This is a genomic window from Psychroflexus maritimus (genome assembly GCF_011089875.1).
Classification (GTDB): domain Bacteria; phylum Bacteroidota; class Bacteroidia; order Flavobacteriales; family Flavobacteriaceae; genus Psychroflexus; species Psychroflexus maritimus.
Genome location: NZ_JAANAS010000013.1, coordinates 76,339 through 88,619, shown reverse-complemented (window position 1 = coordinate 88,619; position 12,281 = coordinate 76,339). Strand labels below are relative to the sequence as shown.

Sequence of the window (12,281 nt, the reverse complement as noted above, 5' to 3'; positions counted from 1 at the left end):
TCGCTACTACGACTTCATCCGCCCCAAACTCAAGCTTCGCTACTCTTTGCCTTTTCCACTCTGGGATTGTTAGCGTTCTTGCTTGACATCTTGAATTTGGTTCTCCTGTTCCTTATTAGAGCCTAGTTATAGGTCTTGCCCTCTTTATGCCGTGTGTCGTGTAGCCAGTAATCAGGTTCTCCGCTACACTTTTGTCTCTTTAGGTCGCTGACCCCATTGATTTTGACACAGTAAATGTTATTTTCGACACCTCCATAAGGGTTCACTTGCGTTCAACTCCTATAACCACACCATACAATCACTAATCCTACAAACGATTATGAACTTGCTTTAACCTTGACGCTCAATACCAAATCTCTTAAATTCAGCACCTCAAGGCGGTTTGGAAACGACTCCTGAAAGTCCTATCCGATAGTCCAATTCTTTAATATAGCTGTGTGTGAGACTTCTAACTTTACCTATTTTAAAGGGGTTAGCTCGTTTCTTACCTAATATTAAAGTCTATCATCTCTAATAAAGTTTTGTTGCGTTTTCAAAGAACTAATTATTATCTTCGTATCCTAACGCAACTCAGGACACACAACTGGAGCTAACACTGTGGGATGTTTAGTAGATGGAAAGGTCTTTTTACCTAAACATGAAGGGATTAATCCTACAGTTGTCGTAAATTATCAATTTTTTGAGGGAGATTATTATTTTTCACTTTCATTTAAAGACCAAAGAGGAGTTGGAGTTAAAAGTATACATATTGGAGTTTTAAAAATAAACCTTGAAGCAGGACAAGTATATGTTTTAAATAAAAATAATCATGATAATGGTAACTTCACTGGTGGTGGTGGGAGTTATAATTTAAGTAATTCATATAATTTTTATACGAATACAAATAATACAGGAGAATTAACAATAACAAGACTAGACCTTTCTAGCTCAATAATTTCTGGTACATTTTGGTTTGATGCTGTCAATGAAGAGGGTGAAATAGTTGAAATTAGAGAAGGTCGTTTTGATGTAACATACTAATAAACTAAACCACTTTGGACTTGAAGTCCATAGGTTTTATCTTGACTGAAAGTCAGCTGTACGTGATTACTCAAGTATAAAATTATCTGAGTCATTACCTGATTTCCGATGATGCTCCAAGTATTCATTTACCATTTCATCAGTTATTTTGCCTGTACTCCAACATCCAAAACCTATTGCCCAAAAATAGCTGCCCCAATAGCACTTTTGCAATTTTGGAAACTCTTGTTGAGTTTTCTTGAGCTTCTGCCTTTTAGCTTTTTTACTAAAGTGCTGATATATTGCGAGGGTCAATACTCTACAGGCATGTGAATATGATCTTTACTTACAACTCCCTTTAATATACTAATACTTTCGGCATCAGAAACTTGAATCAGAATCTCACGACAACGCTTCTAAATATCTCCATTTAAAACTGAATAGCAATACTTGGTGCTCCAAACCAAGTGCACAGTTTATCTCGAAACAGGATGTCCATTTGCCCATTGATTATTCATATAACAAAGGTAAGTATTTTTAGAAGCTAAAGCGAAATGCACTCAAGTGCCTAGTTTTAACTATTATTGAGACCAATAAAAAAAAGGAATTAGTAGTGAAGTTAAGACCCAAAAGATCAAATTTAACCCCACTCCAACTTTCAAAAAATCCTTAAATTTATAATTCCCCGAAGCATAAACCATGGTATTAGTTTGATAGCCAATAGGAGTCATGAAAGTTGCTGAAGCAGCAATCATAACAGTGATTAAAAATGGAAGCGCATCCATACCTAAACTAGAAGCTACGGCAATGGCTATGGGTGTCATTAAAGCTGCTGAAGCGTTATTAGACATTAACTCGGTGAGCAAAGAAGTGGCTAAATACAAACCAGAAATTACTGCAACTAAGCCCCAATTACCTAAACTATGAATAATAAATTCGCCTATTTTAGTTGCTAAACCAGTATTATTCATGGCCGTTCCTAAACTTAATGCACAAGCTAAAAGAAAAACAATACTCCAATTTACAGATTGATAGATTTCCTTCATCTTCATCACTTTAAGCAAGGCTAAAATTGCAACTGAAGAAATGGCTCCAATCATGATATCTATCCACCCAAAACTTGCCGAAGTAACCATAAGTAAAAGCAAACCAAGGACAATCCAAAAGTTTTTTTGATTAAAACTGGTTATAGGATCTTCAGAAAGCAATAAAAAGGGAGCGTTTTTCTGAGTTTCATAGGCTTTTAATTGGTCTAAGTAATGCGATTTCACTTCAGCAAGAATTACGTCACCCGCCTTTAAATCAACTTCATACAAATCCTGATCTACAATTTCATCTCGATGTTTTATAGCTAGCGGAATCGCCCTGTAGCGTCTTCTAAAATCAACTTTCTTAAGGGTTTGTTCTAGAATAGGAGAATTAGAGGTTATCACTAATTCTACAATTGAAGTTTTGTTGTCTTTAAAATTAGAATCACCTATCTGAATAACATCCTTCACCAAAATTTTCACTTCGTCTTTTAAGGCTTTAATTTTGTCCACATCACATCTTAGCTTCAGTAAATCGCCTTCAAACAAAACAAAATCTCCTGAAGGTTGATCAATTTTAGTTTGCTCTCTACGCACTTCAATAACATCAATATCTAAATCTTTCACTAAATCGGTATCCATAATCGGTTGACCTATTATGGAAGAATTTTCTAGAATTTGGATTTGTGTGATGTAAGTACGGTTGTTATTGGAAGGTGAAAAATTGCTTTTTTGATTGCGTTCTGGTAAGAGTTTTTTACCTATTAAGCTCATGTATAAAATACCCACAACAAGAAGAATTACACCAATTTTTGACATTTCAAACATTCCTATAGAAGGCAGTCCTTCTTTTTCAGCTATACCACTTACCAAAATATTAGTTGATGTTCCAATTAAGGTACACATTCCACCAAAGATAGAGGCAAATGATAGGGGGATTAACATTTTGGAGGGATCTATATTTGAACGGTGACCAAGCTGAATTACTACAGGAATAAACATAGCTACAACTGGGGTATTATTAATAAAAGCTGAAATAACAGCGATAAAAATCATCATTAATATTAAACCAACATTGCTATTGTTTTTAAATTTTTTAGACAAGCGTTGTGTAAGCACTTGAAGCGCGCCAGTTTTTAACAAGGCTTCGCTTAAAATAAACATAAAAGCAACAGTAATAGTGGCTTTATTACTAAACCCTGCTACTCCCTCTTCTGCTGAGATTACTCCTGTAAAAACAAGCAAAAGCATGATAATAATGGCACTTAAGTCAACAGGAATTTTTTCTGTGGCAAAAAGTATGATGGCCAAAATTATTATTGCTACCGTAATAAAACTTGCTGAAATCATTTTACAAATATATAAAGTCTATCAAATTAGTAGAGATTAAATGTAAAAAAAATCGAATCATCGATTTTTTTTATTCTCTTGCATAATCGTCTTGAATTCTAATAATATCGTCTTCTCCAAAATAGGAGCCGTATTGTACTTCTACAAAAGTAAGAATCTCTTGTCCTGGGTTTTTAATTCGGTGTTTAGCTCCTTGTGGGATTTTAATCACCTCACCTGGATAGAGCAAATGTTCTTCATCATCTAAAATTACTAGGGCTTCACCACTAATAATAGTCCAAACTTCAGACCGATGATTGTGATATTGATACGATAAACGTTGATTAGGGTTTACCTCAATGCGTTTAACTTTATGAGTTTTCTTGTCTTCTAAGACATAATACTTTCCCCAAGGTCTTTCTCCTACTTCCATAAATTTAAAGTTAATGCGAGCAAACGAAATTAAATAAAAAATTCAAAAAAATTCAAAACTTAAGCTAAACTTTTTAAGCTTATTTCAAGGGTTTTTAGCTTAGCTAAAGCATCAGATTTTTTCTTTTTTTCTAAAGCTACAACTTGCTCTGGTGCATTATTGACAAACCGCTCGTTACCTAATTTTTTTTCTACTGAATTTAAAAAGCCTTTTAAGTATTTAATTTCTTCATTAATTTTTTCAATTTCTTCTTCTATGTTAATAGCGCCTTTTAAAGGAATAAAATATTCATTGGCTCCTACCCTATACGATAAAGCACCTTCAACCGAAGTATCAGAATAGGTTAACTTGGTAATGTTGCCTAATTTTTTAATCAAATCATCTAATTCTTTAGTTTGATTTTCATTGTTAATTACAAATAAATCAATGCTATCTTTAAATGAAATATTCTTTTCTTTTCGAACGTTTCTTATGCCTGAAACTACTTCTTTCATAAAATCAAAAGTTTTAGTTTTTGCTTTCTGATAAGATTTTTTCACTGGCCATTGATTCACAACCAAAGCCTCTTCTTGGTTTCTTTCAGCAATATGTTGCCAAATTTCTTCAGTAACAAAAGGCATGAATGGGTGTAACAATTTAAGGTTATCTTCAAAAAGTGAAATAACTTGTTGTAAAGTGATAGCATCTATTTTCTCTCCATAATTTGGTTTGATAATTTCCAACAACCATGAACAGAAATCGTCCCAAACTAATTTATAAGAAGCCATCAATGCATCTGAAATTCTGTATTTTGAAAAATGGTCATCAACTTCTTCCAGTACTTGTTGAAATCTTGATGCATACCAATCTAAGCCTGCTTTAGCATAACTTGGCGTTGATAGGTTTTCATCTACTTCCCATCCTTTAATCAGCCTAAAGGCGTTCCAGATTTTATTGGCAAAACCTTTACCTTGTTGGCAAAGCGCTTCATCAAAAAGCAAGTCGTTTCCGGCGGCATTACTTAATAAAAGACCTACGCGTACACCATCGGCTCCAAAATCTTCAATTAATTGTAAAGCGTCTGGCGAGTTACCCAACGACTTAGACATTTTACGACCTTGTTTATCTCTTACTAAACCAGTTAAATATACATTTTCAAAAGGTTTTTGTTCTGTATATTCATAACCGGCCATAATCATACGAGCTACCCAGAAAAACAAAATATCTGGCCCAGTAACTAAGTCTTTAGTAGGATAGTAATACTTAAACTCTTCGTTTTCAGGTTCATTAATTCCATTAAAAACACTCATTGGCCATAACCAAGAAGAAAACCATGTGTCTAAAACATCCTCTTCTTGGTGAAGTTCGGCTAAACTGAGCGACGAATTTCCTGTTTTTTCAATAGCCTTTGCTAAGGCTTCTTCTTCATTTTTAGCAACCACAAACTCATTTTTACCTTCTCCTATGTACCAAGCAGGTATTCTGTGTCCCCACCATAGTTGTCTAGAGATATTCCAATCTCTTATATTTTCCATCCAATGTTTGTAGGTATTTTCAAATTTTTTAGGAAAAAGTTTGATTGTTTCATCTTTCAATACAGCATCAATAGCTGGTTGAGCTAAATCTTGCATGGTTAAGAACCATTGATCTGATAATCGCGGTTCAATCACAGCACCTGTACGTTCTGATGTTCCTACTTTATTCAAGTGATTTTCAGTTTTTACCAAAAACCCTTTTTCTTTTAATTCGTTGGCAAAGGCTTTTCTTGCTTCAAAACGGTCTTGTCCTTGATAATGTAATCCAAAAGCGTTTAAACTAGCATCTTCATTAAAAATATCAATGACCTCTAGTTGATGTTTATCACCCAAATTTTTATCATTTTCATCATGCGCTGGGGTAACTTTTAAGCAACCTGTTCCAAATTCAAGGTCCACATATTCATCTTGAATAATCGGAATTTTTCTGCCTACCACAGGGACTACGGCATGTTTTCCTTTTAAATGTTGATAGCGTTCATCTTCTGGATGAATACAAATTGCGGTATCTCCAAAAATAGTCTCTGGGCGTGTAGTGGCAATGGTTAAACATTCTTCTGAACCTTCTATAGGATAATTGATATAATATAGATTTCCGTTTTTTTCTTGGTAAATAATCTCTTCGTCAGAAAGTGTTGTTTTAGCCTCAGGATCCCAATTAACCATACGGTGACCCCGATAAATTTTTCCTTTTTCGTATAAATCAACAAATGAATGAATTACTGAAGTGTATAAATCCTCATCCATAGTAAACTTCACCCGATTCCAATCGCAAGAGGCTCCTAATTTCTTAAGTTGATCAAGGATTTTTCCTCCATAATTGTGTGTCCAATCCCAAGCATGTTTTAAAAATTCATCTCTTGAAATAGAAGATTTATCAATTCCTTCGGCTTTTAATTTAGCAACTACCTTAGCCTCAGTAGCAATAGAAGCATGATCGGTTCCTGGAACCCAACAAGCATTGAAACCTTGTAAACGCGCTCTTCTTATCAACACATCTTGAATGGTGTTGTTTAACATGTGCCCCATGTGAAGTATTCCCGTTACATTTGGTGGTGGGATGACAATGGTATAAGCTGGTTTGTCGTTGACTTCAGAATTGAAAAAACCTTGGTCTAACCAGAATTGATACCACTTATCTTCTACTTCTTTTGCGTTATATTTTGTTGCTAAAGCCATTAAAATTCTATTTTTTGAAGTTGCAAAAATACCAATTAGCGTTGGATTGTACAATTTTATGGGCAAAGCTTTATGCTTATAACCTGAGTTCCATTATTCTCACTTTCTCAAAACTGTTTTAAACAAATTAAAATCAAGTTATTACAAAGCTTGATAAAGAAGTTGAACAGGATGTAAGGCCACTTTATTAGAAGCATCTTTAATTTGATGGCGGCAGCTTGTCCCGTTGGCTACAATAATCACGTTTTGATTTGCCTTCTTTATGCTTGGAATCAAGGATTGATTGGCCATAGCTTGGCTCACCTCATAATGTTTTTTTTCATATCCAAAACTTCCTGCCATTCCACAGCAAGCGGTTGGTATAAGTGTGACTTGCCATGCTGGAATATAGTTGAGTAAATCGAAGGTTGTTTTTGCTGTTCCCATAGCTTTTTGGTGGCAATGTACATGAATTTTTATCTGCTTTTTAGTTGCCTTAAATTTAGAAAAATCAATAGCTCCTCGTTTCGCCTCTTTCAATAAAAACTCTTCTATTAAAAAAACATTAGTACTTACTTCTTCAGCTTGTTGAATATTCTCAGAAAGGCCAATGTATTCATCTCTAAAGGAAAGTATGGCAGAAGGTTCAAGACCAATAAGAGGTTTTTCGTCGCTAATTAACGAACTAAAAATAGCAATATTTTTGTTTGCAATAGTTTTTGCTTTTCTCAAAAATCCCTTTGAAATTAAAGCCCTCCCACTAATTTCATGAGTCACAAAATTGACTTTATAATTCAATTGGTAAAGTAAATCGAAACATTCTTTTCCAATAGCAGAATCAAAATAGTTAGTGAATTCATCGATAAAGAAATATACTTCTTTAATAGGGTTTTCAAGCTGATTAAACTTCAGTTGAAATGCTTTTACCTGTTGAAGCAGTGATTTAGCAGGTAATTTGGGTAAACTTCGTTGATGATGAACGCCTATAAGGGACTTAGTTATCTTAGATAAATAGTTATTTTGAACTGAAAAATTATATAAGGAAGAGATTTTTGTTCCTAATGCATTGACTAGATGAATATGTCCAAAAACCCAATCGCTTAAGGAGATTCCATTTTTATCCATTTTCTGTTGAAGATACTCTGCCTTAAACGCACTCACATCTACCGAACTAGGACATTCTCTTTTGCAGGCTTTACAAGAAACACACAAATCAAAAGTTTCTTCTAAGTCATTGATTTCTAAACCTCTTTCATTCTCTTTTGAATTCAAAAATTCTCTTAACGCATTAGCACGTGCACGTGTAGAGTCAACTTCATTTTTAGTCACATGATAACTGGGGCACATAGTTTCATTACCCGTAAAAACTTGCCGGCACTCACCAGAACCATTACACTTTTCTGTGGCTTGATAAAGTCCACCTTCTTTTTGAAATTGCATTACACTAGAAGACTGAGGAGTATTCTCAAGAAAACGCAAATCTTCATCTATGGGTAAAGCATCTATTATTTTATGGGGGTTAAAAATTTGATGAGGATCAAAAATTAACTTCAATTGTTTCAATTGGCTGTATAATTCTTCGCCTAACATGAGGGGTAAATAAGAAGCCCTTACCCTTCCGTCGCCGTGCTCTCCGCTTAAAGAACCTTTGTATTTTTTTACTAGAAAAGCGACTTCTTTACTAATTGCTTTTAGTTGTTTTTTACCAACTTCAGTTTTGAGATTTAAAATAGGCCTAAGGTGTAATTCGCCAGCGCCAGCATGTGCATAATACACAGTTTTTTGTTGGTGCTTGTTCATTAATTCAGAAAATTCTTCTATATAATTTGGTAAATCTTCTAAAGCAACAGCCGTGTCTTCAATGCAAGCTACAGGTTTTTCGTCTCCATTCATGTTTCCTAATAGCCCCAAACCTGCAGAGCGTAGTTCCATCGCCATTGAAATTTGCTCATCAATTAGCTTAGAAATGGCATACACCTTTGTTTCATTTTTTAGATGCTGAATTAAAGCTGAAGTCTGTTGATTTAAATCTTCATCCTCATCAGACCGAAGTTCCAACATTAAAATAGCTTCAGGGTCACCTTGAATAAAAAAGCGGTAATCTTTGTATTTCAGCTGATTTTTTGTGCAATCTAAAATAGCTTTATCCATTAATTCGCAAGTAAAAAGCGAATGTTTCATGGCAATATTCACAGCTTCCAAACTAGCTTTTATGGAGTCAAAATGACAAGCAAGCAATATGTTTTTTTGGGGAGGAAGCGCTTGTAATTGCAGTGTGATTTCAGTTACTAAGCCTAATGTTCCTTCGCTTCCTGCTAACAATTTGCATAAATTGAATGGTAAATTTGAGTTGGATTTATAAATTTCAGAATTTAATAACTCGTCTAGCGCATACCCCGTATTTCTACGATGAATATTAGGCGAAGGAAAATGATTATCAACTAAGTGTTGAAGCCTTTCATTATGCAAAAACTTGTGCAAATCTTGTAGTACTTTCCCTAGAGGTGTTGGCTTTTTGATGGCTTCTTCAAATTCATTTTTTGAGAGTGGCTTAATGTAAACCTCTTTACCTGAGTAGGTTAATAATTTACAACTAACAACATGGTCTCTGGTTACGCCGTATTTAATAGAGGTTGTTCCGCTAGAATTATTACCAAACATTCCACCAATTGTACATCGGTTTGAGGTGGAGGTATTTGGGCCAAAAAATAAGCCGTAGGGTTTTAAGAAATTATTTAGTTGGTCACGAATAATTCCTGGTTGAACAGTGATTTGTTTTTTTTCTGCTGAAAAACTTAGAATTTGATTGAGGTGTTTAGATACATCTACCACAATTCCCTCTCCAACACATTGACCAGCTAGAGAAGTCCCGCCAGACCTAGGGATTAAAGAGGTTTTTTCTTGTTGAGCAAAATGTATTAATTGCTGAAGGTCTTTGGTGCTTTTAGGATAAGCTACCGCCATTGGCAAAGAACGATAAATAGAAGCATCTGTTGCATACATCGATTGATACAAAGGCGAATCGTATAATTCGCCTTCCAGGCAATTCTTCAATTTATTTAATGCCTTCTGCATGTGTGCATAGTTATCAAAAAGTTTAGCCAACTTATAATTTAGTAAAAATTAATAGGGCTATCGTTAATATGTAAGCAAATTAATCTTCCTCTTCCATTTCATCAAACAAACTAGGCGATTGTGCATTTCCATTCGACTTAACTTCTTCCTCGTCAACTACATCAACATCGTTTGCGGGTTGATTTTCTTCGGGTTCAAAAGGAATAGGAGCAATCAAATCAATAGCATTTACCTTTTCAGGGGTAAGTTGATTTCCCATAGCATTAATTCCTTTAACCGAAATAAACTCTTTCAAATTAAGCACTTCATTGGGTCGTCTTTCCTTACCGCGTTGTTTGGTGAATTGAACATCAATTTGAGGAATCCAATCAGTACTTACTACCTCTAAGTAAGAATCTTTATGATCGGTAAGAATATTTTCTTCCTTTTCTTCATTTTCTACAAAGAATCGTTTAACATAGAAACGCTCTTTTTCGCCTTCAAAATAAACAGCAGAAATCGGTTTTTTAGGATTCCACTTTTCCATAACAATAATGTTATTTTCAAAGTGAGTAGTTAGTTCAGGTCTAATGGTTTTAACCATCCCCGCTTGCGTGATGATTAAGATTCGATCTTCTCCTCTAAATGCGCCCAAAAGTTCTCCACGCTCATCAACATTTAGTCGTTTTACAGTTTCATCAAACCAAATTTTTCTTGGTTTTAAAGTAGAAACACCTTTTTCTTTCAGCTCAATTTTTTTAATGGATTGCTTGGTTACTAGGTTTCCTTTTACCCCACGACCTTTAATTTTTAAATCGGAAAAATCTAAATCAAATTTTACTTTCCTGACGCCTTTAATTTGTTTGAGGTAAATGCCTACCAACTCTGCTTCTCCATTAGGATTAGCAGAAAAATAGAGCACTTTGGTACCGGGTTTACCTTGACCAACATTGTATGCTCTATTTCTAGTCATTGAAGTTACAGCAAAGCGTTTCATGAAATTATGTCCTTTTTTACCATCTCTATAAATTAGATTGTAAATAGTGCGTTTATCTTTCTTTTTGAAGATTCCTAGGTACAGGATATTTTTTCCAATGAAAGTTTTGGTATCCACCTTGGTAACCATCATTGTTCCATCTTCTGTAAAGCAAATCACATCATCTATATCAGAACAATCGGTTACATATTCTTCTTTTTTCAAGGAAGTTCCAATAAAACCTTCCTTTCTATTCACGTATAGTTTAGCATTTCTAATCACTACTTTTGTAGCTTCAATATCCTCAAAAGGTCGAATTTCTGTTTTACGCTCACGCCCTTTTCCATAGGTTGCTTTTAGTCGTTCAAAATGAGCAATAGAATATTCTACTAAGTGATTTAAATGATGTTTTACTTGTTCAATATCAGCCTCTAAAGTTTCAATTTTTTGTTGAGCCTTATCTAAGTCAAATTTTGAAATTCGCTTAATTTTAATTTCTGTTAACCGAATTAAATCCTCTTGGGTAACTGCTCTTTTTAGGTGTGAAATATGAGGTTTTAATCCATCATCAATAGCTTTTAGAACTTCTTCCCAGGTTTCCTTATCTTCAATATCTCGGTAGATTCTATTTTCAATAAAAATACGTTCTAATGAAGCAAAGTGCCATTTTTCTTCTAGTTCATCCAATTCAATTTCCAACTCTCTTTTAAGGAGATGAACGGTATGGTCTGTACTTTTTCTCAGTAATTCAGAAACCGGTAAAAACTGTGGTTTATCTTCGTAAATAACACAAGCTAATGGTGAAATTGAAGTCTCGCATTGGGTGAATGCAAACAGAGCATCAATGGTTTTATCGGGCGAAATATTATTAGGAAGATGAACTAAAATCTCTACTTGTGAAGAGGTATTATCTTCAATTTTTTTAACTTTTATTTTTCCCTTATCATTTGCTTTTAAAATAGAATCGATAATTGTACCTGTATTGGTGCCGTAGGGAATTTCGTTAATGACTAAGGTTTTTTTGTCTAAAACTTCAATTTTTGCTCGAAGTCTAATTTTACCCCCTCGCATCCCATCGTTGTATTCTGCCACATCCATAACTCCAGCACTTGGGAAGTCAGGATATAAAGTGAATTTTTTACCTTCTAAGTGTTTTATTGAAGCATCAATAAGTTCATTAAAGTTATGCGGTAAGATTCGTGTACTTAAACCTACGGCAATACCTTCAGCGCCTTGCGCTAAAATCATAGGAAATTTAACCGGTAAATTTACGGGCTCTTTCTTTCTACCGTCGTAAGATAATTGCCATTGCGTAGTTTTGGGATTAAAGACAACATCTAAGGCAAATTTTGACAACCTAGCTTCAATGTATCTTGAAGCCGCTGCACGGTCGCCTGTTAAGGTATTTCCCCAGTTTCCTTGCGCGTCAATTAGCAAGTCTTTTTGTCCTAATTGAACAATAGCATCCGCAATACTGGCATCTCCATGCGGGTGGTATTGCATGGTATGTCCAACAATATTGGCTACTTTGTTGTATCTACCATCATCTAAATCCTTCATGGAATGAAGAATCCTACGTTGTACGGGTTTAAAACCGTCTTCTAGCGCAGGAACGGCTCTTTCCATAATTACATAAGAAGCATAATCCAAAAACCAATCTTGGTACATGCCAGTTACCTTGATTAATTCATCATTAGGAGTAGAATTTTCTTCTGGTGTTTGTTCTTCGCTCATAAATTATGACTGCTTATTTTCTTGAATTATTTTTAATGATTGCTTGGTAAAATTTG

At 34.6% G+C, this 12,281-nt stretch carries 6 protein-coding genes and 1 pseudogene; 1 reads left to right on the top strand and 6 read right to left on the bottom strand.

Annotated elements, in window-relative coordinates; translation table 11 throughout:
• The first annotated feature begins 597 nt into the window (after positions 1-597).
• Complete coding sequence (locus tag G7034_RS12010; protein ID WP_166399301.1) at positions 598-1,020, top strand: DUF6252 family protein; 423 nt, start codon at positions 598-600, stop codon at positions 1,018-1,020.
• 66 nt (positions 1,021-1,086) lie between these two features.
• On the opposite strand, the pseudogene tnpA reads toward G7034_RS12010, so the two are convergent.
• The 6 genes and pseudogenes from tnpA to G7034_RS02030 form a co-directional block, all read right to left on the bottom strand.
• Positions 1,087-1,472 (bottom strand): annotated as a pseudogene (tnpA, locus tag G7034_RS02055) (IS200/IS605 family transposase).
• Positions 1,473-1,580: 108 nt separating this feature from the next.
• Entirely contained in the window at positions 1,581-3,377 is a 1,797-nt protein-coding gene (locus tag G7034_RS02050) for an SLC13 family permease (RefSeq protein ID WP_166399300.1), read from the bottom strand.
• 70 nt (positions 3,378-3,447) lie between these two features.
• Complete coding sequence (locus G7034_RS02045) at positions 3,448-3,789, bottom strand: phosphomannose isomerase type II C-terminal cupin domain (RefSeq protein WP_166399299.1); 342 nt, start codon at positions 3,787-3,789, stop codon at positions 3,448-3,450.
• 59 nt (positions 3,790-3,848) lie between these two features.
• Positions 3,849-6,482 carry a valine--tRNA ligase gene (locus G7034_RS02040; RefSeq protein ID WP_166399298.1) on the bottom strand — a complete coding sequence of 878 codons (2,634 nt, stop codon included), beginning with the start codon at positions 6,480-6,482 and terminating at the stop codon, positions 3,849-3,851.
• Positions 6,483-6,623: 141 nt separating this feature from the next.
• Positions 6,624-9,536 (bottom strand): FAD-binding and (Fe-S)-binding domain-containing protein, encoded by a 2,913-nt coding sequence (locus tag G7034_RS02035; RefSeq protein WP_166399297.1) that lies wholly within the window; start codon positions 9,534-9,536, stop codon positions 6,624-6,626.
• A 79-nt stretch (positions 9,537-9,615) separates the two neighbouring features.
• Complete coding sequence (locus G7034_RS02030; RefSeq protein ID WP_166399296.1) at positions 9,616-12,225, bottom strand: DNA gyrase/topoisomerase IV subunit A; 2,610 nt, start codon at positions 12,223-12,225, stop codon at positions 9,616-9,618.
• Positions 12,226-12,281 lie beyond the last annotated feature (56 nt).